Origin of the sequence: Micromonospora fulviviridis (assembly GCF_014648395.1) — a bacterium.
Classification (GTDB): Bacteria; Actinomycetota; Actinomycetes; order Mycobacteriales; family Micromonosporaceae; genus Micromonospora; species Micromonospora fulviviridis.
The window spans coordinates 375202-400587 of record NZ_BMRA01000006.1; the positions used below are offsets into that span (position 1 = coordinate 375202).

Genomic DNA, 25386 nt, shown 5'->3' on the forward strand with positions numbered 1-25386 from the left:
TCGCGGGGGCGACGGGGTGGTGCGGATCAGTCGTCGCGGTGGGCGGCCCACCAGGACTGGCCGGTTTCGGGCAGGGTGTCGATCGGGTCGTAGTAGGCGTAGCGCTTGTTGAGCGCTTCGAGGTCGGCGGACTCGATCGAGGTGCGGTAGTTCTTGGTCCAGTAGGAGATGCCGCGCTCGCGGTCGTACTCGGTGAGCATGTGCACCCAGCGCTTGCCCACGAAGGGGACGTCGCAGACGATCCGCGGGGTGGCGTAGCCGGGCAGGTAGCCCATGATGTCGTGCTGGAGCTGCTGGGCGTGCCAGATGGGGACCCGCCAGTGCTCGGCGTTGGGGATCATGTCGCACATGTAGAAGTAGTACGGCAGGATGCCGGCCTCGCCCTGGAGGGCGAAGCAGAGGTCGAGCAGGTCGGCGCTGGTGGCGTTGACGCCGCGCATGAGCACGCCCTGGTTGCGCACGTCGCGGACGCCGACGTCGAGGGCGGTCTGGGCGGCCTTGGCGACCAGCGGGGTGATGGACTGCCGGTGGTTGACGTGGGTGTGGATGGCGAGGTTGACGCCGCGCCGGGCGGCGGTGCGGGCCACCCGTTCGAGGCCCTCGACCACGTCGCCCTGGAGCCAGTGCTGCGGCAGGCCCATGAGGGCCTTGGTGGCGAGCCGGATGTCGCGGATGGTTTCGATCTCGAGCAGCCGCATGAGGTAGGACTCGAGGTTCTTCCACGGCACGTTGGCCACGTCGCCGCCGGAGACGACGACGTCACGGACGCCGGGGTGGGCCTTGAGGTAGCCGATGTGGGCGTCGTAGCGGTCGACGGGCTTGAGGGTGAGCTTCAGCTTGTCGACGGCGGGGGTGGAGTTGCCGACGAGGTCCATCCGGGTGCAGTGGCCGCAGTACTGCGGGCAGGTGGAGAGCAGTTCGGCGAGGACCTTGGTCGGGTAGCGGTGGGTGAGCCCCTCGGCGACCCACATGTCGTGCTCGTGGAGGCTGTCGCGGCTGGCGTAGGGGTGTGAGGGCCAGTCGGTGCGCCGGTCGGAGGCCACGGGGATCATGTAGCGGCGGACCGGGTCGGCGAGGAACGCCTCGGTGGTCATGGGCTCGAACGGCACCATGGTGTTGAGCATCTGTGGGGGCACCAGCATCGACATGGTGGCCAGGGCCTTCTGGTCGGCCTCGAGGTCGGCGTAGAAGGTCTCGTCGACGAGGTCGCCGAGGACGGTGCGCAGCTGCTTGATGTTCTTGACGCAGTTGACCCGCTGCCACTGGGCGTTCTCCCACTGCTCGCGGGTGACGTGGCGCCAGCCCGGGAAGCGGGTCCAGTCGGGTTCGACCAGAGGGCTGCGGCGGTATTCGTACGGCTGCCCGGCGGTCGGTACGGCGACCGGGGCGTGACGGGGTTGAGGGATGGTCTCAACCGGTTGGGTCTGGGTCACGGCCCCTCCTGACATGTGGTGCGGGTGATCAGCGATCCTGAAGGCTACTGGAAAATATCCGGTGAAGAAATTAGTCTGCCGGAAGTTTTCCCGCGACGCGAGCCCTGGCCGAGGGTTCGGGCGGCTGGACATAGGGGGTCGGCGTGACGTCACCGGTGGGTCTGCACCGAGTCGTGGAACCGGCGGGGGTGCTGCCGCAGGCGGCGTGGCGGCTGGACGCCGACCCGCGGATCGCGGCGAACGAGGTGCGCATCCGGGTCGAGCGGCTGAACCTGGACGCGGCGAGCTTCCGGCAGCTGTCGGAGAAGCACGGCGGCGACGGGGAGAAGGTCCGCGCCGAGGTGCTGGAGATCATCTCGACCCGGGGGAAGATGCAGAACCCGGTCACCGGCTCCGGTGGCATGCTGATCGGCACGGTGGAGGAGGCCGGGAAGCGGTCCCCGCTGGGGCTGCGGCCGGGTGACCGGGTGGCGACCCTGGTGTCGCTGACGCTGACCCCGCTGACGATCCTCGACGGGCTGGCCCGCTGGGACGGGCGCAGCGAGCAGGTGCCCTGCGACGGGTACGCGATCCTGTTCGCCCGGTCGATCGCCGCGGTGCTGCCGGGTGACCTGCACCCGGAGCTGTCGCTGGCGGTGCTGGACGTGTGCGGGGCGCCGGCGCTGACCGCGCGGGTGGTGGCCGAGCAGGTGGCGCGGCGCCGCCGCGAGGACGACGGGCGTCCGGTGACGGTGGCGGTGATCGGCGGCGCGGGCAAGAGCGGCTCGCTGTCTCTCGCGGCGGCGCGGCGGGCCGGGGCCGGCCGTACCGTCGGGGTGGTGCCGGTGGCGGCGGAGCGGGACGCCCTCGAAGCGGCCGGGCTGGCGGACGTGGTGGCGTTGGCCGACGCCCGGGACCCGGTGGGCCTGTCGACGGCGGTGACCACGGCGCTGGGCGCGCCGGCGGACGTGACGGTGGTCTGCGTGGACGTGCCGGGCTGCGAGCACGGGGCGGTCCTCGCGACCGAGGACGGCGGCACGGTGATCTTCTTCTCGATGGCGACGAGCTTCGCGGCGGCGGCGCTGGGCGCGGAGGGCCTGGCCGCGGACGTGACCATGCTGGTGGGCAACGGGTACGTGCCGGGCCACGCCGAGGTGGCGCTGGAGCTGCTGCGCGCCGAGCCGGGGGTGCGTCGTCTGTTCGAGGCCCGGTTGGCGGCAGACTGAACATCATGACGAACCCCTCGATCTTGTACCGCGGCGGAGTGCTGCACTGTCCTGCCGACCCGAGCGCGACGGCGTTGCTGGTGCGTGACGGGCGGATCGCCTGGTTGGGCGCCGACGCCGACGCGCCGGCCGCCGACCGGGTGGTGGAGCTGGGCGGGGCGCTGGTGACGCCGGCGTTCGTGGACGCGCACGTGCACGCCACCGACACGGGGCTGGCCCTGTCGGGGCTGGACCTGTCGGGTACGGACTCGGCGGGTTCGGTGTGCGAGGCGGTGGCGGCGTTCGCGGCGACGTTGCCCGCCGACGCCGTGGTGCTCGGGCACGGGTGGGACGAGTCCACCTGGTCGGATCGGGCGTTGCCGGACGCGGCCGCGCTGGACCGGGCGGCCGGGGGCAGGAAGGTGTACCTGTCGCAGGCGTCGATCCATTCGGCGCTGGTGTCGGCGGCGCTGCTGGCGGCCTGTCCGGACGCGGCGGCCGCGGCGGGGTACGACCCGTCGGGTTGGCTGCGTCGGGACGCGCACCACGTGGTGCGGGCGGCGGCGTTCGCGTCGGTGACCCGGACGCAGCGGGTGGCGGCGCAGCGGCGGGCGCTGGAGCACGCGGCGTCGCTGGGCATCGCGGCGGTGCACGAGTGCGGTGGTCCGGGCATCTCCGACGAGGAGGACTTCACCGGGCTGCTGGCGATCTCCGGGGCGGGGGTGCCGGAGGTGTACGGGTACTGGGGTGAGCTGCTGGGCGCGGCGCGGGCCCGGGAGCTGGGTGCGGTCGGGGCCGGCGGTGACCTGTTCGCCGACGGGGCGCTGGGTTCGCGGACGGCGCACGTGTCGGCGGCGTACCTGGACGGGGAGCCGGGGGCGTGCGGGCACGGGTACGTGACGGTCGAGCAGGTGCGTGACCATCTGCTGGACTGCGCGGCGCACGGTCTGCAGGGCGGTTTCCACGCGATCGGGGACGCGGCGATCGGCACGGTGCTGGACGGGTTCGCGCAGGCGGCGCGGAAGGTGGGCGTGGACCGGTTGCGGGCGGCCCGGCACCGGGTGGAGCACGCGGAGATCATGAGCAAGCGGTTGATCGCCGGGTTCGTGGAGTACGGGATCGTGGCGTCGATGCAGCCGGCGTTCGACCGGCTGTGGGGTGGCGCGGGCCGGATGTACGAGTCGCGGCTGGGTCTGGACCGGTCGTTGGAGTCGAACCCGATGGGCGCCATGCACGGGGTGGGGGTGGCGTTGGCGTTCGGGTCGGACTCGCCGGTGACGCCGCTGGACCCGTGGGGGTCGGTGCGGGCGGCGGCGGCGCATCACAACCCGGCGCAGCGGATGAGCGTGCGGGCGGCGTTCGCGGCGCACACCCGCGGCGGGTGGCGGGCGGTGCACCTGGACAACGAGGGTGTCCTGGCGCTGGGCGCGCCGGCGACGTTCGCGGTGTGGGACACCCCGGCCGGGGTGGAGCGGGGCCTGCCGGTGTTGCAGGCCGAGGACCCGGAGGCGCGCGGCGCGGATGACCCGACGCCGCTGCCGGTGTGCCGGGCCACGGTGCTGCGCGGTGACGTGATCTATCAGGAAGGCACTTCTACGTGAGCGAGCTTGCGAGCGAACCATCGACACAGCACAGGCGCCGGCACGGCGTCGCCGAGCGCAGCGAGGTGACGGCGTGACAGGCAAGCTTGGGCTGGATCCGGCGCTGGTGGCGCGGGCGCGGGAGTTGGCGCGCCGGGCCGGGCAGCCGGTGGTGGATCTGGCGCGCAGCCACACCACGGTGTCGGTGGAGCGGGCGGTGCTGCGGCTGGCCGGGGTGACCGGCGCGGACCCGGACGGCATCCCGTGGGTGAACCGCCTCGTGGACGCGGTGGTGGCCGACGTGGGTCTGGGTCACGGGGTGGCGGCGCCGGTGTTCGACGCCCTGGCGCGGGAGCAGATCGCCGACGTGACGCTGCTGGCGCAGAAGGCGGCCGCCGGGTCGGTGCGGTTCACCCAGCCGACGGGCAAGGCCGCCACGGCGGCCCGGAAGGCCGCCCGCAGGGCGGTCGCCGCGGGGGTGCGGCAGATCGACCGGCGGCGCGCGGAGCGGGACCGGCTGGTGAAGCGGTTCGGGGACCCGAAGCAGCGGCCGTGGATCTACCTGATCGTGGCCACCGGCGACATCTACGAGGACATCCCGCAGGCCCAGGCGGCGGCGCGGGCGGGGGCGGACATCATCGCGGTGATCCGGTCCACGGGGCAGTCGTTGCTGGACTACGTGCCCGAGGGCGCCACCCGGGAGGGCTTCGCGGGCACGTACGCCACGCAGGAGAACTTCCGGCTGATGCGGGCGGCGTTGGACGAGTCGTCGCGGGAGCTGGGCCGGTACGTGCGGTTGACGAACTACGCGTCGGGTCTGTGCATGCCGGAGATGGCCACGCTGGCCGGCCTGGAACGGCTGGACATGATGCTCAACGACTCGATGTACGGGATCCTGTTCCGCGACATCAACCCGATCCGTACGTTCGTCGACCAGCGGTTCTCCCGGCAGGTGCACGCCCGTGCCGGGATCATCATCAACACCGGTGAGGACAACTACCTGACCACCGCCGACGCGGTGGACGAGGCGCACACGGTGACGGTGTCGCAGCTGCTCAACGAGTACTTCGCGCATGAGGCGGGGCTGGCGGACTGGCAGCTGGGCCTGGGGCACGCGTTCGAGATCAACCCGGACCTGCCGGAGTCGTTCCGGCTGGAGCTGGCGCATGCGCTGCTGGCCCGGGAGTTGTTCCCCGACGCGCCGCTGAAGTGGATGCCGCCGACGAAGCACATGACCGGGGACGTGTTCCGCGGCAACCTGCTCGACGGGTTCTTCAACCTGGTGGGCACCATGACCGGGCAGGGCATCCTGCTGGTCGGCATGATGACCGAGGCGGTGGTGACGCCGTGGCTGTCGGACCGGGACATCGCCCTGCAGAACGTCCGGTACGTGCTGGGCGCCGCCGGCGGGCTGCACGAGGACTTCGTGCCGGCGCCGGGCGGGTTCATCCAGCAGCGCGCGCACCGGGTGCTCGGTGAGGCCGTGGACCTGCTGGAGCGCATCGGTGACCAGTCGCTGCTGACGGCGATCGCCGAGGGCACCTTCGGGATCATGAAGCGGCCCGCGGACCGGGGCAAGGGCCTCGACGGCGTCGCGAAGCACGAGGCCGACTACTACAACCCGGCCACGGACGTCCTGGAGCAGGCGGCATGACGGAGAAGAAGATCGTCCGGCCGTACGGGGACACCACCGGCGACGGCATGGTGCAGGTGTCGTTCACGCTGCCCGTGCCGCACGACAAGCGCGCCGAGGGCGCCGCCGTGCAGCTGGCCAACAAGATGGGCATCGACCCGGCGATGCTGGTGCACGCCAAGCAGATGGGCGACGGGTTCACCTTCTTCGTGGTCTACGGGCGGGTGAACCACCTCGTGGACCTGGACAAGGTGCAGGTGGTGGAACGGGACTTCCCGCTGCTGTCGGCCAAGGAGGTCAACACGGCGGTGAAGCAGCGGATGCGGCGCAAGCTGTCCGTGGTGGGCGCCTGCATCGGCACCGACGCGCACACCGTCGGCATCGACGCCATCCTCAACGTGAAGGGCATCGCGGGGGAGAAGGGCCTGGAGTACTACCGGGAACTGAAGGTCACCAACCTGGGCGCGCAGGTCAGCGTCCCGGAACTGGTCGAGGCGGCCCGGCGGGAGAAGGCCGACGCCGTGCTGGTCTCGCAGGTGGTCACGCAACGCGACGCGCACCTGCACAACACCCGGGAGATGTCCGCCGCGTTCCGGGAGGCCATGCCCGCCGGCAAGCGGCCCCTGCTCATCGTCGGCGGCCCCCGCTTCGACGAGACCATGACCGGGGAGCTGGGCGTCGACCGGATCTTCGGTCGCGGCACCACCCCCGGCGAGGTCGCCAGCTACCTGGTGCACGCCCTGATCACCGAGAAGAAGGCGAGAGCATGAGCGACTCCCGGGTCGGCCTGACCGTCACCCACCGCCGGTACGTGCCGTACTCCCACGCCCACTACGCGGGCAACCTGGTCGACGGGGCGTACGCGCTGGGCCTGTTCGGGGACGTCGCCACCGAGGTGTGCATCCGCACCGACGGCGACGAGGGGCTGTTCGCCTCCTACTCCGACGTGCAGTTCAAGGCGCCCATGAAGGCCGGTGACGTGCTGGAGGTCGTCGCCACCGTCACCCGGGTCGGCACCCGCAGCCGCACCATCGACTTCGCCGCGCGGGTGGTGTGCCGGGGCCGCCCCGACAGGTCCGAGTCCGCCGCCGAGGTCCTCGCCGAGCCGATCGTGGCGGTCACCGCCACCGGCACGGTGGTCGTACCCCCCGCGGCGTGAGCGCGAGGAGTGAGCCGGGTTTGCGAGCCCCGCAGTCGCGAATGAAGGACAGCTCCGCGTGAACCTCGCCGTCTGCGCCGACGTCGGGTCGACGTACACCAAGGCGGCGGTGGTCGACCTCGACGGCGGCCGGCTGGTGGGCGCGGCGGCCGCACCGACCACCGTCGGCACCGACGTGCTGCACGGCCTGGACGCCGCGGTCGGCGCCGCCACCGCCGGGCTCACCGCCGGCGACGTGCCCTGGTACGTCTGCTCGTCGGCCGGCGGTGGGCTGCGCCTGGCCGTCATCGGCTACGAGCCCCTCGTCACCGCGCAGGCCGGCCGGCGGGTCGGGCTGTCCGCCGGGGCGAACGTGGTGCACGTGGCCGCCGGGCGGCTCGGCGCGGCCGACCTGACGGCGCTGCGCGCCGCCCGCCCCGACGTGGTGCTGCTCGTCGGCGGCACCGACGGCGGCGACGCCGACACCCTCACCCACAACGCCACCCGGCTGGCACGGGCGCGCTGGCGGGTGCCGGTGGTGCTCGCCGGCAACGCCGACGTCCGCGACGCCCTGCACGCCCTGCTCGCCGCGGCGAAGGTGCCGGTCACCGCCGCCGACAACGTGCTGCCCCGCATCGGGGTGCTCACCCCCGCGCCGGCCCGCGCCGCGATCCGGGAGGTGTTCCTGCGGCACGTCATCGGCGGCAAGAAGCTGTCCCGCGGCGGCCGCTTCGCCCGGCTGGTGCGGGCCGCCACCCCCGACGCGGTGCTCACCGGCGTGGAGGTCCTCGCCGACGCCCTCGGCGGGGACCTGGCCGTCGTCGACGTCGGCGGCGCCACCACCGACGTGTACTCGGTGCTCACCCCCGACGAGCGGGACAGCGGCCCCAGCCAGGAGGTCGCCGGCACCCTGTGGCGGGCCCGCACCGTCGAGGGGGACCTCGGCATGCGGTGGAGCGCGCCCGGCGTGGTCCGCGCCGCCGCCGAGGAACGCCTGCTCGCCGCGGGGGAGGAGGACGACCTGGCCGCCGCGGCGGCGGTCCGGGCCGCGGACCCCGGTTTCCTGCCCGCCGACGACGCCGACCGGGCCGCCGACCGGCGCATCGCCGCGCTCGCCGCGACGGTGGCGCTGCGCCGGCACGCCCGCGGCGCCGCCACCGGCGAACGCGCCGGCCGGGACCTGCGCGACGTCAAGGTGATGGTGGGCTCCGGCGGGGTGCTGCGGCACGCCGCGCCCGCCGACGCCGCCGGGGTACTCGCCGCGGTGCTGGGCGACCACGCCGGCGGGTGGCCGCTGCCCCGCGCCGCCCGCGCCGTCGTCGACGTCGACTACGTCCTGGCCGCCGGTGGGCTGCTCGCCGCCGACCACCCCGGCGCGGCGGCCGCCCTGCTGCGCCGGCACCTCGCCGGCTGAGCGCACCGGCCCGCTCGGCGCCCCTGCCGCGGGGACTATTCGGCGGCGAGCCGCGCGCCGCGGGCGTCCGCTTCCTGCGACGCCGCCCAGGAGGCCAGCAGCCGGAGGTTGTCCTCGGCGGCGGTGCCGGGCTCGGCGGTGTAGATCACGAGGGAGAGGCCGGGTTCGGCGGTCATCGCGAGGGTCTCGAAGGCCAGGGTGAGGTCCCCGACGGCCGGGTGGTGGAAGCGTTTGGTGCCGGTCCCGTGCCGGCGGACGTTGTGGGCGCCCCAGCGGGTGCGGAACGCGTCGCTGCGGGTGGACAATTCGCCCACCAGGTCGTGAAGGTCCTTGTCGTGGGGGTCACGGCCCGCTTCGGTGCGCAGCACGTCGACGGTGACGTCGGCCATCAGTTCCCAGTCCGGGTAGAAGCGGCGCGCGGCCGGGTCGAGGAACTGGTAGCGGGCCAGGTTCGGCGCCGGTGGGCCGCCGGTGGTGAAGATGTCGCTGAAGAAGCCGCGGGCGAGCTCGTTGGTGGCGAGCAGGTCCAGGCGGCCGTTGCTGACGTACGCGGGGCCGGCGGTGATCGCGTCCAGGGTCCACTGCAGGCTGCGGTGCAGCGGCGTGTGCCGGCCCGCCCGCCGGCGTGGCCGGGCAAGGGCGTCGGAGCCCTCCGCCGCCTGGGCCAGGTGGAGCAGGTGGGCGCGTTCGGCGTCGTCGAGCTGCAGCGCGCGGGCGACGGCTTCGAGGACACCGGGAGAGACGCCGGCAAGGTGGCCACGTTCGAGCTTGGCGTAGTACTCGACGCTGACGTCGGCGAGCGCGGCGACCTCGCTGCGGCGCAGCCCCTTCACCCGGCGTCGGGTGCCGGCCGGCAGGCCGGCCCGCTCCGGGGTGATCTTGGCGCGCCGCGAGACGAGGAAGTCGCGGACCTGGTCATGGTTGTCCACGCGCTCGACCGTACGCGGCGTGCGCCGCGGCAGCCATGTACTGCCGGTACACCCCTCATCAGGCACTCCCTGCCGGCGCCGGAACGGGGTTTCCTGGTCCCCGAGCGGGACTAGGCGCCCGCCGTCGGGGCACTCCGGGAGTCGGCTCACCACCGGGCTCACGGGGAGCACCTCAAACGATCACTGATCGGCAAGGGAGAACATCATGCGTGGCGTCGTCATGCACGCACCCGGCGACGTCCGGGTGGAGGACCGCCCGGACCCGCGGATCGAGCAACCCACCGATGCCGTCATCCGGGTGTCGGCGACCTGCGTGTGCGGCTCGGACCTGTGGCCGTACCGGGGGGTGCAGAAGGTGGAGGGCCCCACGCCGATGGGCCACGAGTACGTCGGCATCGTCGAGGAGGTCGGCGCCGACGTCACCAGCCTCAAGCCGGGCCAGTTCGTGGTCGGCTCGTTCTGGGCCTCCGACAACACCTGCGAGATCTGCCGGGACGGCTACCAGTCCGCCTGCGTGCACCGGGTGCCGATGGGCATGCTCGGCTCGCAGGCGCAGCACCTGCGGGTGCCCCTCGCGGACGGCACCCTCGTCGCCACGCCCGAGGTGCCGCCCGCCGACCTGATTCCCAGCTACCTGGCCGCCTCCGACGTGCTGGGCACCGGCTGGTTCGCCGCGGTCGCCGCCCAGGCCGGCCCGGGCAAGACCGTCGCGGTCGTCGGCGACGGCGCGGTCGGCCTGCTCGCCGTCCTCGCGGCCCGGCAACTGGGCGCCGAGCGGGTCGTCGCGATGAGCCGCCACGAATCCCGGCAGCAGCTCGCCCGCGAGTTCGGCGCCACCGACATCGTCACCGAGCGCGGCGACGAGGGCGTCGCCAGGATCAAGGACATGACCGGTGGGCTCGGCGCGCACTCCGTGGTCGAGGCCGTCGGCACGCAGGAGTCGATGATGCAGGCCATCCACTGCGCCCGCCCGAACGGGCACGTCGGGTTCGTCGGCGTCACCCACGACGTGGCGGTGCCCGGCATGGAGCTGTTCTGGTCCCTGGCGCACCTGCACGGCGGCCCCGCGCCCGTACGGCGGTTCCTGCCGGAGCTGATGCGCCTGATCGGCGACGGCACGATCAACCCGGGCCGGGTGTTCGACCTCGACCTGCCCCTCGACCAGGCCGCCGAGGGATACCGGGCCATGGACGAACGCCGCGCGATCAAGGCCCTGCTGCGCCCGTGACCACCCACGCACCTCAAGGAGCGTCGATGGAACTGAAGCCCGTCAAACCGACCGTGAAGACGCCCGCGCGGAACTTCACCGGCGACGTCTACCTGACCCCGATCTACAACGGCGCCGAGCCGTCACGGATGACCGTCGCCCTCGTCCGCTTCACCCCCGGCGCCCGCACCCACTGGCACTCCCACGCCGTCGGGCAGACCCTGCACGTCACCGAGGGGGTGGGGCTGGTCGGCACCCGCGACGGGACGGTGCTGCGGGTGCGCGCCGGCGACACCGTCATCTGCCCGCCCGGTGAGGAGCACTGGCACGGCGCCACCGCCGACACGTTCATGAGCCACCTTGCCATGCTGGAGGCGCTGCCCGGCGGGCAGGACCCCACCACCTGGCTGGAACCCCTCCCCGACGGGCAGTACCAGACCGCGAACCAGGGCGACGCCTGACCGCCCCGCATGTCCGGCCCGACCGTCCGAAACCGTCGGGAAACCGACGTTCGCATCGAGACGCGCCGACGCGACACGCCGTGTCGCAACACACGACAGGCCCGGGTGGGTTGACAGCGGCGGGGGTGCACGCCGTACCGTCTTTGAGTCCTACCACGGGAAGCGGCTGCTGTTCGCTTCGTCCCTTCGTCCGCTGGCCGAGCGACCGGAAGGTTGCGGCGGCCAGGTCCAGCGGGCGGGGGTCGGCGGGGCGGCGCGAACCGGCCGCGGTTACCGGTGTACGGGCAGGGTGAGAGGAACGGCCAGTAGACAACGGCCAGGCGGGGGCAGCCAGTCCACGTCGGGTCGGTCCGAAGGTCGGCGCCGATCGCCTTCGCCCCACCGGCCGGGAAGGGCCTGGGAGCATCGGGGCGCGGCGCGAGCCGCGCCCCGATTTTCGTCGCCGCGGCTCATCCGTTGAGGACCTCGTAGACGGCGGCCGGGGCGGGACCGATCCGGCCCTCGAACGGCGCGCCGAGATCCGGCTTGAACCCGTGCTCCGAGTAGCTGATCTCCGCCGACCGCTCCGGCTCGCCGCCCGCGGCGGGCATGGTGAACCGGAGGCCGAGCAGCCGCTGCTGGTCGTCAACTGTCGCCTCGAACGGGACAGCCGCCCGCTGCTGCGCGGTGAGGATGCCGAGGTGCTTCTCGTCCACCAGGACGCTCACCCCCGGGTCCGGCACCCGGGTGAGGTCCAGCGTGCCGCGGTAGCGGCCGGTCCCGACGGGCTCGGCGGAGGCGATGCCGGCGAACAGGTCGGTGGCGTGGGCCGGGTCGCCGAACCGCTCCAGGCGGGCTCGTCGCGCCGGATCGACCTTGCGTACGTCGATTCGGGTCCACTGGTCCCCGGTGAGCGGATTGCTGCGGGCCAGGTGCTGGTCGCCGCGGTGCAGCACGTCGTCTCACCGGACACCTCCCTCGGGGGTCGACCCCGCCCGCCGATGTACCACCGCTCAACCAGGTAAATCCCTGGATGGCCCGCCGGTCATCCGGCTGCCGCGGTGGCCCGGCCCGGACGGGCCGACGGGCGTCCCCGCCGGGTAGCCTTCGGCGCGTGATCGTGGTGAGGTGCCGGTGACGACGCTGGACCGGGAAGACGCGCGTGCCACCGACGGGGCACGCCCGGGCGACGGTGGGCGTCCCCTGCCGCTGAAACTGGCCGTCCCGGCGGCCCTGCTGGCCGGTCTGGCGCTGCTTGTCGCCTTCCCCCCGTACGGGCTGTGGCCCCTCGCCCCGGTCGGTGTGGCGCTGCTCGCCGCCGCGGCGCACCGGCGGCGGCTGCGCGCCGGCGCCGGGCTGGGCTTCCTCGCCGGGGTGGCGCTGTTCGCGCCGCTGCTGGAGTGGACCAACCTGCACACCGGCTACCTGCCGTGGCTGCTGCTGTCCCTGCTGCAGGCCGGCTACCTGGCGCTGCTCGGCGCCGCCACCGCCTGGGTGTCCCCGCTGGTCGACCGGCACCGCGCGGCGTGGCCGCTGGTCACCGGGCTGCTGTGGGTGGGGCAGGAGGCGCTGCGCGACCGCACCCCGTTCGGCGGGTTCCCGTGGGGGAGGCTGGCGTTCAGCCAGGACACCTCCCCGCTGCTGCGGCTGGCCGCGCTCGGCGGCGCCCCGCTGGTCACCTTCGCCGTCGCCCTCGCGGGCGGGATCCTGCTCTCCCTCGCCTGGCGGGACTGGCGCCGCCCCGTCGGGCTGTGGCGGCCGGTGGCCGGGCTGGCCGCCGCCCTCGCCGCGGTGCTCGCCGCCGGCCCCGCCGTGCCGGCCGGGGTACGCGGCGGCGGCGACACCGTCACCGTCGCCATTGTCCAGGGCAACGTGCCCCGCCTCGGGCTGGATTTCAACGCCCAACGGCAGGCGGTGCTCAACAACCACGTCGACGCCACCCTGAAACTGGCCGAACAGGTCGCCGCGGGCACACAACGCCGCCCCGACCTGGTGGTGTGGCCGGAGAACTCCAGCGACATCGACCCGCTGCGCAACCCCGGCGCCGGTGAGCGGATCAGCCAGGCCGCCGACGCGATCGGCGCGCCGATCCTGGTCGGCGCGGTGCTGCTCGGCCCCGGCGAGGGTCAGGTCCGCAACGCCGGCCTGCTGTGGCGCCCGGGCAGCGGCGCCGACCTGGACCAGCTCTACACGAAGCGGCACCCCGTGCCGTTCGCCGAGTACGTGCCGCTGCGCGAGATCGCCCGGATGGTCAGCTCCGAGGTCGACCGGGTCCGCTCCGACTTCGTCCCCGGCAGCACCCCCGGCGTGCTGGACACCGGCGTGGCCACCCTCGGCGACGTGATCTGCTTCGAGGTCGCCTACGACGGCATCGTCCGGGACACCGTCACCGGCGGCGCGCAGCTGCTCGTGGTGCAGACCAACAACGCCACCTTCGACGTGGCCGAGGCCCGCCAGCAGCTGGCGATGGTCCGGCTGCGTGCCGTCGAGCACGGTCGCGCCGCGCTGATGGCCTCCACGGTCGGGGTGTCCGGGTTCGTTTCCCCCGACGGGCGGGTAGACGGGGCGACCGGGTTCAACACCGCCGCGGTGGTGGTGCGGCAGATGCGGCTCGGCGACGGGCGTACCCCGGCCACCACGGCGGGGGTGTGGCCGGAGGTGGCGCTCGCGGCGCTCGCCGTCGCGGCCCTGGCCGGCGCGGCCGTGCTGCGCCGCCGCCGGGAGGTCGACCCGGACTAGGACGACCAGCGGGGAGGCGGTACACGGTGGGCTTGGTAGCCGACAGGCGTACGGTCGGCCATCCCGGGGTGGGACGGGTCCTCGTGGTCATTCCCACCTACAACGAGGCCGACAACGTCGACCGGATCGTCGCCCGGCTGCGGGCGGCGGCGCCGGGCGTGGACGTCCTCGTGGCCGACGACAACAGCCCCGACGGCACCGGCGCCATCGCCGACGGGCTGGCCGGCGCCGACCCGCAGGTGCACGTGCTGCACCGTCCCGGCAAGGAGGGGCTGGGTGCGGCCTACCTGGCCGGTTTCGCCTGGGCGCGCCAGCGCGGCTACGACGCCGTCGTGGAGATGGACGCCGACGGCTCGCACGCCCCGGAGGACCTGCCGGCGCTGCTGGACGCCGCCCGTGACGCCGACATGGTGATCGGCTCCCGGTGGACCCGCGGCGCGCGGGTGCTGAACTGGCCGCTGCGGCGGCTGCTGCTGTCCCGGGCCGGGAACCTGTACGCGAGGCTCGCGCTGGGCGTGCCGGTCTCCGACGCCACGGGCGGCTACCGGGTGTACCGGGCGGCCGCGCTGGACGCCATCGACCTGGCCTCGGTGCGCTCCCAGGGGTACGCGTTCCAGGTGGAGCTGTCCCGGCTGGCGCACCGCGCCGGGGTGCGGATGGTCGAGGTGCCGATCACCTTCGCCGAGCGGGAGCACGGCGACAGCAAGATGAGCCCGCTGATCGTGGCCGAGGCGCTGTGGCGGATCACCACCTGGGGGCTGCGGGACCGGCGGGCCGCGGCGCGCCGCCCCGACGCGCTGGCCCGGTGGCCGTGAGCGCGGGCGTGTCATGCTGGAGGGGCGTGATGACACCCCCGGGCGGATGAGGTGAGATGCGCCGAGGACTGAAGTACGTACCACCGGCTCTGCTGCTGCTCGCGCTGCTGGAGCTGACCGTGTTCGTCCTGGTGGGCCGGGGCGTCGGGTTCGGGTTCGCGGTGCTGCTGGTGTTCGCGGCCTCGCTGCTGGGCCTGGTGCTGCTGCGCCGGGAGGGCATGCGGGCCTGGCGCGGTTTCCGGGCCGCCGTGGAGTCTCGGCAGCCGCCGGGGCAGCAGGTCACCGACGGCCTCGTGGGCCTGGCGGGGGCGCTGCTGCTGGCGCTGCCCGGGCTGGTCAGCGGCGCGGTGGGGCTGCTGTTGCTGGTGCCGCCGGTGCGGCGGCTGGCCCGCGCCGGGGTGCGCCGGGCCACCGAGCGCCGGGTGTCGTCGATGGTCGCCGGTGACCTGTTCGGGCCGCGCCGGGTGCGGGTGCGCCGGGGTGCGCCGCAGGCCGCGCCGACTCCCGAGCAGCAGCCGCAGCCGGTCGTCGAGCCGGGCCGCGCCATCGAGGGGGAGATCGTCGAGCCCGGCCGGTCGTGACGACCGGACAGACATGACGAAACGCCCCCGGGGGGATCCTCGGGGGCGTTTCGTGTCGTTACGGGTGCTCAGGCGCGACCGCGGCGGGTGCGGACCTCCTGGAGCCGCTCGGCGAGGATGTCCTCCAGCTCGGCGATCGAGCGCCGCTCCAGCAGCATGTCCCAGTGGGTACGCGGCGGCTTGGCCTTCTTCTGCTCGGGCTCGCTGCCGTCGACCAGGCGGGCGACGCTGCCGTCGAACTTGCACTCCCAGGTCGTCGGCACCTCGGCGTCGACGGCGAACGGCACCTCGAACTGGTGCCCCTTCGCGCAGAGGTACTCGCGGGTCTGACGCGGCGCGAGCTCCGTGTTGCGGTCGGATTCGTAGCTGACTGCGCCCAGTCGGCTACCGCGCAGCATACGCTCGCCCATGATCGACTTCCCCTCGTTCGTGGTGCTGGTCTTCAGGTGTAACGGCCCGTCACCGCCGCCCCATTCCCGGCCACGCTGACGGCCCGGCGCGGGGTCGGGGTCCTCAAGGGTAGCCGGTCATGACGGCTGCCCGGCGGGGTCGTCCCCGGCCGGGCCGAATCGGTGGAGTGTTTCGCCTGTCAACGGGGATGTTAGCCGCCTCCTGGTGTGCGGAGGTGACGATGACCAGTGACGCGCCGGTCGAGGCCCGGCCCCCCGGCGGGAAGACCTTCTTCGGTCACCCCCGGGCGCTGTCCACGCTGTTCCTCACCGAGATGTGGGAGCGGTTCAGCTTCTACGGCATGCGGGCCATCCTCGTGCTGTACCTGACCGCGTCGGTCGCCGACGAGGGCCTGGGCATCGGGGAGTCCACCGCCAACGCCGTCTACGGGACCTACAACGCCATGGTGTACCTGATGGCGCTGCCCGGCGGCTGGGTGGCCGACCGGCTGATCGGCGCGCGGCGCAGCGTGCTCTGGGGCGGTGTGGTGATCGCCGCCGGGCACTACGTGATGGCCGTCCCGGCCCGGTGGAGCGTGTTCGCCGGCATGACCCTGATCGTGCTGGGCACCGGCCTGCTCAAGCCCAACATCTCCACCATGGTCGGCGACCTCTACGACCGGGACTCCCCGCGCCGCGACGCCGGGTTCTCGATCTTCTACATGGGCATCAACCTGGGCGCGTTCATCGCCCCGCTGATCACCGGCTTCCTCGGCGAGAAGATCAACTGGCATCTGGGCTTCGGCGCGGCCGCGATCGGCATGACCTTCGGCGTGCTCCAGTACGTGCTCGGCCGGCGCAACCTCGGTGACGCGGGCGCCCGGCCGGCCGACCCGCTGCTCGGCGCGGACCGCAGGCGGGCGCTGACCCGCATCGCCGTGGTCACCGTGGCGGTGCTCGTGGTGCTGGCCGTGCTCGCCCTGATCGGGCTGTTCACCGTCAACACCGTGGTCAACCTGCTCACCCTGGTCACCGTGCTGGTGACCATCGCGTACTTCACGCGGATCCTGACCGACCGGGAGATCAGCGCCACCGAGCGCAGCCGGATGAAGGCGTACCTGTGGCTGTTCGTCTTCGCCGCCACGTTCTGGCTGATCTACGACCAGGCCGGGTCGGTGCTGAACATCTTCGCCGAGGACCAGACCGACCGGAACGTGGCCGGCTTCACCTTCCCGGCGTCCTGGCTCCAGTCGGTGAACCCGATCCTGATCATCATCGGCGCGCCGCTGGCCGCCTGGCTGTGGCTGAAGCTCGGGCACCGGGTGTCCACGCCGATGAAGTTCGCCGTCGGCCTGGTGCTCAACGGCCTGTCGTTCGTGCTGATGGCCGCCGCCGCGCAGGCCGCCGTCGGCGGCGACCTGGTCTCGCCGTGGTGGCTGGTCGCCGTGTACGCCATCCAGGTCGCCGGTGAGCTGTCGCTGAGCCCGGTCGGCCTGTCGGCCACCACGAAGCTCGCCCCGGTCAAGTACGCCAGCCAGATGCTGGGCCTGTGGTTCCTCGCCACCGCCGTCGGCGACGCGATCGGTGGCCAGGTGGCCCGGCTGGCCGAGAGCTGGTCCGAGCCGACGTACTTCCTGACCTTCGGCCTGGCCTCGGTGGTGCTGGGACTGGCCGCGGTGATGTTCACCCGGCAGATCCGGGGACTGATGGCCGGCATCCACTGACCGGCGGCACGTCAGCGCGCCGGGGTCGGCGGCAGCGGCAGCGGCAGGCCGGGCAGCCCGTCGATGCTGGTGGCCACGTGCTCCTTGCCGGCGAAGTACGCGCTCAGCGAGGCGTCGTCCTCCCGGGCGAACCGCCGCCCGTGCAGGTCGCGGTCGGCCTCGTAGGTCATCAGCGGCACGGCGTAACCGCAGGTGTCGCGGATCAGCTCGGCGCGGACCACGACGATCGCCCGCAGGCCGTGCTGGCCCGGCTCGATGTCGGGGAAGTGGCCCAGCAGCTCCGGCCAGCGGGGATCGTCGCGGAACACCGGCTCGCCCCGCCCGTGCACCCGGACGATGTTCGGCGGGCCGGTGAAGGCGCACCACATCAGCGTGATCCGGCCGTTCTCCCGCAGGTGCGCGACGGTCTCGGCGTTGCTGCCCGCGAAGTCCAGGTAGGCGACGGTCAGCTCGTCGAGCACCGCGAACGAGCCGCGCAGGCCCTTGGGGGAGAGGTTGACGGTGCCGTCGCCGGCGAGGGGGGCGGTGGCCGTGAAGAACATCGGCTGGGTCTCGATGAAGGTCCGCAGCCGGCCGTCGATGCGCTCGTACGTCTTTCCCACGCCCTGATCATCCTCGCCGGCCGCCACCTCCCGCTGACCCGTCCCAGCCCGTGGCCGTCGGGCGCACCGGTGGCGTCAGCCGGCCCGGGCGCCGAGCCGGGCCAGGGCGCTGGCCAGGTCGCTCACCTGGTCGGCGAGCTGACCGGCCCGCCGCTGGGCGGCGTCGCGGTCGGCCTCGGCGGCGGCCAGCCGGGCCTCGACGGCGGCGGTGGCCTGCCGCGCGGCCGCCAGGTCGGCGGCCAGGGCGTCCCGCTGCGCGGTCCGGGCCGCCAGTTCCTCCCGCGCGGCCTCGGCCTGGTGCCGGGTCGCCTGTGCCTCCTGCTCCGACCGCCGCGCCGCCTCGGCGTGCGCGCGGGCCTGCTCGGCGGTCTCCTGCCCGGCCCGCTGCGCCTCCGCGGCCTCCGCGCGGGCGCGGTCGACCTCCGCGCGGGCCGCCGTGGCGGCGGCACGGGCACGGTCGGTCTCGCCGCGGGCCGCCTCGGCGTCGGCGCGGGCGCGGTCGGCCTCGGCGAGCAGCGCCTCGGCCCGCTCCAGCGCCTCGCCGGCCGAGCGGGTGGCCCGCTCGGCGTCGACCCGGGCGGCGTCGCGTTCGGCGGTCAGGTCGGTGACCCGGCGGCGCTCACCGTCGCGTTCGGCCCGCACGGTCCGCAGCTCGTGGCGGGCGGCGTCGCGGTCCCGCTCGGCCTGCACCCGCAGCGCCTGCGCCGCGCCGGCCTCGCCGCGGGCCTCGTCCCGGGCCGCCTCCGCGTGGCGGGCCCGGTCGGCGGCCGCACGGGACGCCGCCTCGGCGCGGTCGGCCTGCTCCCGGGCGGCGTCGCGGTCGGCCACCGCCGCCTGGGCGTCCTGGCGGGCCCGGGCGGCCGCCGCGGCGGCGTCGTCGGCGTCGCGCCGGGCCTCGTCGCGTTCGGTGTGCGCCGCCGCCACCTGGGCGGCCGTCTCGGCGCGGACCTCGGCGAGCTGCCGCTCCACTCCGGCCGGTGACAGTTCGGCGTGCAGGGCGTCGGTGAGGGTCTCCACGATCTGGTCGAGCCGGTCCACCGCCTCCCAGGTGCGGGCCACCTGCCCGGGCAGGCCGGGGGCGTTGCGGTGGCGCATCCGGGAGTTCCGGGACGCCCGCTGGCAGGCGCCGTCGTTGTCCCGGCAGTACCGGAAGGGCCGGCCCGCGCCGGCGCGCTGCGGCACCTCCCGTCCACAGTGGGCGCAGGGACGGGTCTCGGGGGCGGGCTGGGCGTCCATCGGCGGCGAAGTCTAGTTGCCGGAGGTCACGACGGCGACGACGGCCCGGTGCGGACGACAGCCTGGTCGCCGTGGGGCCCGAACAGGTGCAGGATCTCGACCGTGTCCGTGCCGGCCGGGCCGAACCAGTGCGGCTCGCCGGTGTCGAACTCGGCGACCTCGCCGGGGGAGAGGGTGAACTCGCGGTCACCGAGGACGAGGCGGAGCCGGCCGGCGAGGACGTAGAGCCACTCGTAACCGGCGTGGGCGACGAGCGTCGGCTCCCGGGGCGCGAGGACCTGCTTGAAGACCTGAACCCGCCCCGGGTACTGGGTCAGCGGCACCACCACCCCGCCGCGGCGCCGTCGGTGGGGCCGCAGGTGGACGCGGGGGTCGCCGGTGGCCGGCGCCGCCACCAGCTGGTCCAGCGCGACGCGGTGGGCGCGGGCCAGCGGGATCAGCAACTCCAGGGTGGGGCGCCGCTTGCCTGACTCGAGGCGGGACAGCTTGCTCACCGAGATGCCGGTCTGGGCCGCGAGGGACTCCAGCGTGAGCCCGCGGTCGCGGCGCAGCGCGCGCAGCCGGGGCCCGATGCCGTCGAGGAGTTCCGCGAGGTCGGCTTCCATGCTCGCCATCTTTGCGGTTTCCGCAAAGACGCTCGGCCCGGGGGTCCACCCGACCCGAGCATGGCGGGGCACGTTCCCCGACCTGGAGGTGAGCGGATGGCCGCGACATCCCTGACTGTTCGAGCCGACCTGCCCGTGCGCCGACGGTGGGCGGTGTTGGCGATCTGCGCGCTGAGCATGTTGCTGGTCGGGCTGGACACCACGATCGTCAACGTCGGCCTGCCCGCAATCGGCGACGCGCTGGGGGTGGGCACCCGGAGCCTGGAATGGGTGGTGGACGCCTACACCGTGGTGCTTGCCAGCCTGCTGATCTCCTCGGGGGCGCTGGCCGACCGGCTGGGCCGGCGCCGGGTCTTCCGCTGCGGGCTGCTCGTCTTCGGCGCCGCGTCGCTGGCGTGCGCGATCGCGCCGTCGCTCGGCGCGCTCGTCGCGGCACGGGTCGTCCAGGGCGTCGGGGCGTCGATGCTCAGCCCGGTGGCCCTGGCCATCGTGGTGAACGCGATGCCCGACCCTCGGGAGCGGGCGCAGGCGATCGGGATCTGGGCTTCCGTCTTCGGGCTCAGCATGGCGGCCGGACCGGTCGCCGGCGGCGCGCTCATCGCGGCGTTCGGGTGGCGGTCGGTGTTCTGGGTCAACGTCCCGGTCGTGGTGGCCGCGCTCGTGCTGAGCGCGCTGTTCGTACCGGAGTCCCGCGCCGCGCGCGCCCGGCGGCTCGACCTGCCGGGCCAGGTTCTCCTCACCGTCGTGGTGTGCGTCTGCGTCGCCGTGCTTATCGAAGGTCCGCGCGTCGGCTGGGCGTCACCGACGGCGTGGGCCGCGTACCTGGTCGCCGCCGCGGCCACGGTGGGCTTCGTGGCGGTCGAGCGGCGTCGCCACGAGCCCCTGATGGAGCTGGGGCTGTTCCGGCGGCCGGCCTTCACCACGGCGGTGCTGGGCGCGGTGGCCGTGTTCGTCGCGCTCACCGTCAGCCTGCTCCTCACCACGCTGTACCTGCAGCACGGGCACGGCTGGACCCCGCTCGCCGCGGGGACCGCGACCCTGCCCCTGGCGCTGGGCGCCACGGTCTGCGCACCGCTGTCGGGCCGGCTGACCGGGCGGTACGGGGCACGCCGGCCGCTCCTGCTCGCCGGCACGTTCCTCACCGTGGGCGGGCTCAGCCTCGTCGGTCTGCGTCCCGACCCGGACCCTCGGCAGCTCGTCCCGGCCTACCTGCTCATCGGCATCGGCTTCGGCTTCGCCAACGCTCCGATCACCAACATCGCGGTGAGCGGCCTGCCGGCGGCGCGGGCCGGCGTCGCCGGGGCGATCACCTCCACCGCACGGCAGCTCGGCTCGGCCATCGGCATCGCCGTCGCCGGCGGGCTCGTCGCCGGGGTCGGCCCGGCGGGCCTGGCCCGCGCGTCCCGCCCGGGGTGGCTCCTGGTCGCGGCCTGCGGCCTGTTCCTCCTCGCCGTCGCGCGCGCCGCCCGTCAGTCGACACCTTCGGCGTCCGCGCGGGCGGCGCGGTCGAGGGTGTAGCGGCGTTGCAGCAGCACCGCGACCACCATGACGGCGGCCGGCAGCAGGCCGAAGCCGTACCGGATCGCCGCCAGCGCACCCGCCGACTGGGTGACCGCCTGCCCGGCCGAGGAGGCCACGAAACCGCCGCCGGCCAGGCAGAGCGCGTAGGCGTACGGGCCGAGCGCCGCGCCGGTGGCCTCGGTGGCGGTCCACACCCCGGTGTAGGTGCCGGCCCGGTCGGCGTCGGCGGCGCGGATGACGTCGGGCAGCATCGAGAACGGCAACAGCTGCATCCCGGCGAACGCCACCCCGAGCACCGCCACGGCGCCGACCAGCACCGGCAGCCCGGCCGGCCGGCCGACGGCCAGCACCAGCGCGCCGGCGGCGAACGCGATCTGTGCCGCGAGCAGCGCCGGCTGCTTGCCGACCCGCCGGGCCAGGGTCAGCCAGGCCGGGGTGACCAGGAGCGCCGGCGCGACGAACGCGGCGACCAGCACGGTGGTGAGCTTCGGGCGGCCCAGCTCGTACTCGGCGTAGTAGGGCACCCCGGCCAGCACCAGGTGGGTGGTCGTCGACATGGCCAGGTACGCGCCGACCAGCCAGCGGAACTGCCGGTCGCGCAGGCTCGCCACGAGGGTCGACCACCCGCCCGCCCCGTGCGGCGGCGCCGGCACGGCGGCGGTGCGGCGCAGCCGGTCGATCCCGGCGACGCCGACCACCATGGCCCCGAGCATCCCCACCGCGAGCAGCGCCGCCATCCGCAGGTAACCGGCGCGGGTGGCGGCGTCACCGCCGGCCAGCAACGGCGCGAGCAGCCCGGAGACCAGGATGCCGAGGGTGAGCACCACCATCCGGAAGGCCATCAGCCGGGTGCGCTCGTGGTAGCCGATCCGCAGGTCCGCCGGGGTCGCCAGGTAGGGCACCTGGTAGGCGGCGAAGAGCAGGTTCCCGGCGACGAAGAACAGCGCCACCCAGGCCGCGGCCGCCGCCCCGCTCAACCCGCCGGGCACCGCGAACAGCGCGGCGAAGGCCAGCGGCAGGGCGCAGCCGGCCAGCAGCAGCCGCCGCCGGTGGCCGCGGCGGGCCTGCTCGACGTCGCAGCGGTGCCCGATCCAGGGGTGCAGCAGCACGTCGGCGATCTTCGGCAGCAGCAGGCTCAGCCCCGCCAGCCACGGGGCCACCGCGAGGACGTCGGTGAGGAAGTAGAGCAGCAGCAACCCGGGCACGGTGACCCAGACACCCATGCCGAGCGAGCCGGCGGCGAAGCCGGCCAGCGGACCGCGCGGCAGGGCGGCGGCCTGCCGCCGCTGGTCGAGCCCGGTCATGGTCGCCCCCTCCTCGGGGCACGCCGCCCCCAATCCAACGGATGCTGGATTGTAGGGGGAACAATGGCGGGATGACCATGCCCCGCCGCCGACCCGGCCGGCCGCGCCGCGGCGACCAGCGGCCCACCCGCGACCTGGTGCTCGCCGCCGCCACGGCGCTCTTCGCCGAGCGTGGCTTCGACGCGGTCGGCCTGCGCGACGTCGCCGCCGCGGCGGGCGTCGACGTGGCCACCGTCGCCCACCACACGGGCACGAAGGCCGAGCTCTACGACGCCTGCTTCGCCCGGGTCTTCGCCGCCGAGCGGGAGGTCCTCGAGGCGGCCGGCGAGCGCGCCCGGACAGCCCTGGCGTCCGGGCGCGCCGAGGCGCTGCGGGCGCTGCACGACCTGGTCGACGTGTTCGTGGACTTCCTGGAGGACCGGCCGGAGACCACCGCGCTGTGGCTGCGCCGCTGGCTGGAGCCGCACCGGCACGCCGACCTCGACCAGCGGTACGCGGCCCCGCTCTACGCGCTGGTCGAGGAGTTGCTCGCCGCGGCGGCCGCGGGCGGTGCGCTGGTCGAGCCGGCCCCGCACGTCACCGTGCGCAGCCTGGTCTGGGCGGTGCACGGGCACGTGGTGGCCCTCGCCGCGCAGGACGGCTCCGGCGCCCGCGAGCGGCGCGAGTTCCGCACCTTCGTGCACCGCTTCCTCGACGGGCTGTACCCGCCGGCCACCCCTTGACGGGCCGCCGCCCGCCGGGGATTATCCAGCAGTCGTTGGATTAGGAGGCGGGCATGACGGCACGACCCAGGGTGGCGGTCATCGGCGCCGGCGCTGCCGGACTGGCCACCCTCAAGGCACTCGCCGACGCCGGCGTGCCGGCGGTCGCGTTCGAGACCGCCGACACCGTCGGCGGCCTCTGGGTGTACGGGTCGCCCGGCTCGCCGGCGTACCGGACGCTGCACCTGAACACCAGCAAGGGGCGCACCCAGTTCGCCGACCACCCGATGCCGGCACACTGGCCCGACTACCCGGACCACGGCCGCATCGCCGGCTACCTCGCCGACTACGCCGACCGATTCGGGCTGCGCGACGCCGTGCGGCTCGGGCACACCGTCGACCGGGTCACCCGGACCGCCGACGGCGGCTGGACCGTGCACGCCACCGGCCCCGACGGGCCGGTGCACCTCGACGTCGAGGCCGTGGTCGTGGCCAACGGGCACAACCGGGTGCCGAAGTGGCCCGACCCGTACCCGGGCGGGTGCACCGCGGAGCAGCTGCACAGCCACGACTACCGGGGCCCGGAACAGCTCGCCGGCCGGCGGGTGCTGGTGGTCGGCGGGGGCAACTCCGCCATGGACATCGCCGTCGACGCCTCGTACGCGGCCGCCCGCACCCTGCTGTCACTGCGCCGCGGGGTCTGGGTGGTGCCCAAGTACCTGCTCGGTCGCCCCTCCGACACCCTCAACGGGGCGCTCGCGCGCCGGCTGCCCTGGCGGCTGCGGCAGCGGATCAGTCAGACCATGCTCACCGCCACCGTCGGTCCACCCGACCGGTACGGGCTGCCCGCGCCCGCCCACGGCTTCCTCCAGGACCACCCCACCCTCTCCGACGGGCTGCTGTCCCGGCTCACCCACGGCGACATCCAGGCCCGTCCCGGCATCGCCCGGTGGGCCGGCGACCGGGTCGAGTTCACCGACGGCCGCTCCGACGAGGTGGACCTCGTCATCTGGTGCACCGGCTACCGGGTGGAGATCCCCTTCCTCGACCCCGAACTGCTCGGCGACGGCGCCGACCGGCTGCCCCTGTACCGGCACGTGTTCCACCTGGACGCCCCCGGCCTGGCCTTCGTCGGGCTGATGCAGTCCACCGGCGCGGCGTTCCCGCTGGTCGAGGCCCAGGCCCGGCTGGTCGCCGGGTGGCTCGCCGGCACCTGGGCGCCGCCGGACCGGGACCGGCAGGCGGCCGCCTGCCGCGCCGAGCTGCGCGCCGCCACCACCCGGTGGGGGCAGCGCCGGCCGCACATGCGGGTCGACTTCGACGCGTACCTGGCCGAGCTGGAGCGGGAGCTGGCCGCCGGGCGGCGCCGGGCGGAGGTGCGGCGGTGAGCGCCCTGGCGGGACGGCGGGTGCTGGTCACCGGCGCGCGGGGAACCTTCGGGCGGCACCTGTGCGCCGCGTTGACCGGGGCCGGCGCCCGCGTCGTGGGGCTGGACCTGCACCCGGACGAGGACGGCGCGGTGCCGGTGCTCGGCTGCGACCTGACCGACCCGGCCGCCGTGCCGGCCGCGGTGGCCGCCGCCGTGGACCGGCTCGGCGGGCTGGACCTGCTGGTCAACAACGCCGGTGTCGGCGGGCCCGCCCCGGCTGAGCTGCCCCCGGACGAGGTGGTCCGCCGGCAGCTGGAGGTCAACCTGCTCGCCGCCTGGCGCACCACGGCCGCGGCGCTGCCCGCCCTGGAGGCGGCGCGTGGCCGGGTGGTCTTCGTGGCCAGCCGGATGGCGGTGCTGCCGCTGCCGCTGGCGGCCGCGTACGGGGTGAGCAAGCGGGCCGTCGTCGCGTACGCCGACGCGCTGCGCCACGAGGTCGGCACCCACGTCGGGGTCAGCGTCGTCTACCCGAGCATGGTCGCCTCCCCGATTCACGACAGCACCGCCGAGGCCGGGCTGTCGCTGAGCGGGGTGTCCCGGCTGGAACCCGTCGAGGGGGTCGTCGCGGCGATCCTGCGCGCCGCCACCGCCCGCCGGGCGCCCCGGGACGTGGCCACCACCGCGCGGGGACGGCTGGAGCTGGCCCTGGCCCGGCACGCGCCCGCGCTCGCCGACCGGTTGGTGCGCCGTACCGTCGCGGGGCGGATCGCCGCCGGGGACCTGGACGCCGCGCCACTGGCCGCCGGCATGGTGCGGCGGCACTGGGAGGCCCGCCGGTAGGG

General features: G+C 74.6%; 24 protein-coding genes. 16 read left to right on the top strand and 8 right to left on the bottom strand.

The annotated features are described in order from the left end of the window. Positions 1-26: 26 nt before the first annotated feature. Positions 27-1433, bottom strand: a complete 1407-nt coding sequence (locus IEY96_RS18595; RefSeq protein ID WP_189196054.1) for a KamA family radical SAM protein — start codon at positions 1431-1433, stop codon at positions 27-29. A 143-nt stretch (positions 1434-1576) separates the two neighbouring features. Here IEY96_RS18595 and kdd point away from each other — a divergent pair, with 143 nt between their 5' ends. The 6 genes from kdd to IEY96_RS18625 all read left to right on the top strand — a co-directional run bounded on the left by kdd (position 1577) and on the right by IEY96_RS18625 (position 8382). Further along, entirely contained in the window at positions 1577-2638 is a 1062-nt protein-coding gene (gene kdd, locus IEY96_RS18600; RefSeq protein ID WP_505837331.1) for an L-erythro-3,5-diaminohexanoate dehydrogenase, read from the top strand. Positions 2639-2643: 5 nt separating this feature from the next. Beyond that, positions 2644-4218, top strand: a complete 1575-nt coding sequence (locus IEY96_RS18605; RefSeq protein WP_189196055.1) for an amidohydrolase — start codon at positions 2644-2646, stop codon at positions 4216-4218. A 73-nt stretch (positions 4219-4291) separates the two neighbouring features. Then, on the top strand, positions 4292-5851 hold the full coding sequence (kamD, locus tag IEY96_RS18610; RefSeq protein WP_189196056.1) for a lysine 5,6-aminomutase subunit alpha: 1560 nt from the start codon (positions 4292-4294) through the stop codon (positions 5849-5851). After that, positions 5848-6600 (top strand): lysine 5,6-aminomutase subunit beta, encoded by a 753-nt coding sequence (kamE, locus tag IEY96_RS18615; RefSeq protein WP_189196057.1) that lies wholly within the window; start codon positions 5848-5850, stop codon positions 6598-6600. The genes kamD and kamE overlap by 4 nt, the downstream gene beginning before the upstream one ends. Then, positions 6597-6989: a 3-aminobutyryl-CoA ammonia lyase gene (kal, locus tag IEY96_RS18620; RefSeq protein WP_189196058.1), complete on the top strand. Its 393-nt coding sequence runs from the start codon at positions 6597-6599 to the stop codon at positions 6987-6989. Before kamE ends, kal begins: the two co-directional genes overlap by 4 nt. Before the next feature lie 58 nt (positions 6990-7047). Next, positions 7048-8382, top strand: coding sequence for a glutamate mutase L (locus IEY96_RS18625; RefSeq protein ID WP_189196059.1), 1335 nt, complete (start codon positions 7048-7050; stop codon positions 8380-8382). A gap of 35 nt (positions 8383-8417) precedes the next feature. Here IEY96_RS18625 and IEY96_RS18630 read toward each other — a convergent pair whose 3' ends face one another. Then, positions 8418-9311 (bottom strand): helix-turn-helix domain-containing protein, encoded by an 894-nt coding sequence (locus tag IEY96_RS18630; RefSeq protein WP_189196060.1) that lies wholly within the window; start codon positions 9309-9311, stop codon positions 8418-8420. Positions 9312-9516: 205 nt separating this feature from the next. On the opposite strand from IEY96_RS18630, the gene IEY96_RS18635 reads away from it, so the two are divergent. Together IEY96_RS18635 and IEY96_RS18640 are read left to right on the top strand one after the other, a co-directional pair. Continuing rightward, a complete protein-coding gene (locus IEY96_RS18635; protein ID WP_189196061.1) occupies positions 9517-10539 on the top strand; it encodes a zinc-dependent alcohol dehydrogenase family protein in 1023 nt (340 codons plus the stop codon). Between the two features lie 26 nt (positions 10540-10565). After that, complete coding sequence (locus IEY96_RS18640; protein WP_189196062.1) at positions 10566-10979, top strand: (R)-mandelonitrile lyase; 414 nt, start codon at positions 10566-10568, stop codon at positions 10977-10979. Positions 10980-11428: 449 nt separating this feature from the next. On the opposite strand, the gene IEY96_RS18645 is transcribed toward IEY96_RS18640, so the two are convergent. Then, positions 11429-11914 (bottom strand): hypothetical protein, encoded by a 486-nt coding sequence (locus IEY96_RS18645; RefSeq protein WP_189196063.1) that lies wholly within the window; start codon positions 11912-11914, stop codon positions 11429-11431. Positions 11915-12092: 178 nt separating this feature from the next. Here IEY96_RS18645 and lnt point away from each other — a divergent pair, with 178 nt between their 5' ends. Genes lnt through IEY96_RS18660 form a run of 3 tightly spaced genes read left to right on the top strand, consistent with a single transcriptional unit; the run spans position 12093 to position 15093 of the window. Then, positions 12093-13697 (top strand): apolipoprotein N-acyltransferase, encoded by a 1605-nt coding sequence (gene lnt / locus IEY96_RS18650; RefSeq protein ID WP_189196064.1) that lies wholly within the window; start codon positions 12093-12095, stop codon positions 13695-13697. Positions 13698-13723: 26 nt separating this feature from the next. Then, positions 13724-14512, top strand: a complete 789-nt coding sequence (locus tag IEY96_RS18655) for a polyprenol monophosphomannose synthase (protein ID WP_189196065.1) — start codon at positions 13724-13726, stop codon at positions 14510-14512. Positions 14513-14568: 56 nt separating this feature from the next. Further along, the gene (locus tag IEY96_RS18660) at positions 14569-15093 is read left to right on the top strand and encodes an FxsA family protein (RefSeq protein WP_189196066.1); all 525 of its coding nucleotides are present in this window, start codon (positions 14569-14571) and stop codon (positions 15091-15093) included. A gap of 68 nt (positions 15094-15161) precedes the next feature. Here the strand turns inward: IEY96_RS18660 and IEY96_RS18665 are convergent, their stop codons facing one another. Next, the gene (locus IEY96_RS18665) at positions 15162-15503 is read right to left on the bottom strand and encodes an RNA polymerase-binding protein RbpA (protein WP_046564157.1); all 342 of its coding nucleotides are present in this window, start codon (positions 15501-15503) and stop codon (positions 15162-15164) included. A gap of 221 nt (positions 15504-15724) precedes the next feature. Between IEY96_RS18665 and IEY96_RS18670 the strand changes: the two genes are divergently transcribed. Continuing rightward, entirely contained in the window at positions 15725-17206 is a 1482-nt protein-coding gene (locus tag IEY96_RS18670) for a peptide MFS transporter (protein WP_189196067.1), read from the top strand. Positions 17207-17217: 11 nt separating this feature from the next. Here the strand turns inward: IEY96_RS18670 and IEY96_RS18675 are convergent, their stop codons facing one another. The 3 genes from IEY96_RS18675 to IEY96_RS18685 form a co-directional block, all read right to left on the bottom strand. Then, complete coding sequence (locus tag IEY96_RS18675; protein WP_189196068.1) at positions 17218-17808, bottom strand: pyridoxamine 5'-phosphate oxidase family protein; 591 nt, start codon at positions 17806-17808, stop codon at positions 17218-17220. A 75-nt stretch (positions 17809-17883) separates the two neighbouring features. After that, complete coding sequence (locus tag IEY96_RS18680; RefSeq protein ID WP_189196069.1) at positions 17884-19044, bottom strand: hypothetical protein; 1161 nt, start codon at positions 19042-19044, stop codon at positions 17884-17886. A gap of 26 nt (positions 19045-19070) precedes the next feature. After that, the gene (locus tag IEY96_RS18685; RefSeq protein WP_189196070.1) at positions 19071-19649 is read right to left on the bottom strand and encodes a helix-turn-helix transcriptional regulator; all 579 of its coding nucleotides are present in this window, start codon (positions 19647-19649) and stop codon (positions 19071-19073) included. 96 nt (positions 19650-19745) lie between these two features. Between IEY96_RS18685 and IEY96_RS18690 the strand changes: the two genes are divergently transcribed. After that, complete coding sequence (locus tag IEY96_RS18690; protein ID WP_189196071.1) at positions 19746-21167, top strand: MFS transporter; 1422 nt, start codon at positions 19746-19748, stop codon at positions 21165-21167. Here the strand turns inward: IEY96_RS18690 and IEY96_RS18695 are convergent. Further along, positions 21119-22474, bottom strand: coding sequence for an MFS transporter (locus tag IEY96_RS18695; RefSeq protein ID WP_189196072.1), 1356 nt, complete (start codon positions 22472-22474; stop codon positions 21119-21121). The genes IEY96_RS18690 and IEY96_RS18695 overlap by 49 nt on opposite strands. A gap of 77 nt (positions 22475-22551) precedes the next feature. Between IEY96_RS18695 and IEY96_RS18700 the strand changes: the two genes are divergently transcribed. Genes IEY96_RS18700 through IEY96_RS18710 form a run of 3 tightly spaced genes read left to right on the top strand, consistent with a single transcriptional unit; the run spans position 22552 to position 25384 of the window. After that, positions 22552-23196: a TetR/AcrR family transcriptional regulator gene (locus tag IEY96_RS18700; RefSeq protein ID WP_189196201.1), complete on the top strand. Its 645-nt coding sequence runs from the start codon at positions 22552-22554 to the stop codon at positions 23194-23196. Positions 23197-23249: 53 nt separating this feature from the next. Further along, positions 23250-24563: a flavin-containing monooxygenase gene (locus tag IEY96_RS18705; protein ID WP_189196073.1), complete on the top strand. Its 1314-nt coding sequence runs from the start codon at positions 23250-23252 to the stop codon at positions 24561-24563. Continuing rightward, positions 24560-25384, top strand: a complete 825-nt coding sequence (locus IEY96_RS18710) for an SDR family NAD(P)-dependent oxidoreductase (protein ID WP_189196074.1) — start codon at positions 24560-24562, stop codon at positions 25382-25384. Before IEY96_RS18705 ends, IEY96_RS18710 begins: the two co-directional genes overlap by 4 nt. Positions 25385-25386: the final 2 nt, after the last annotated feature.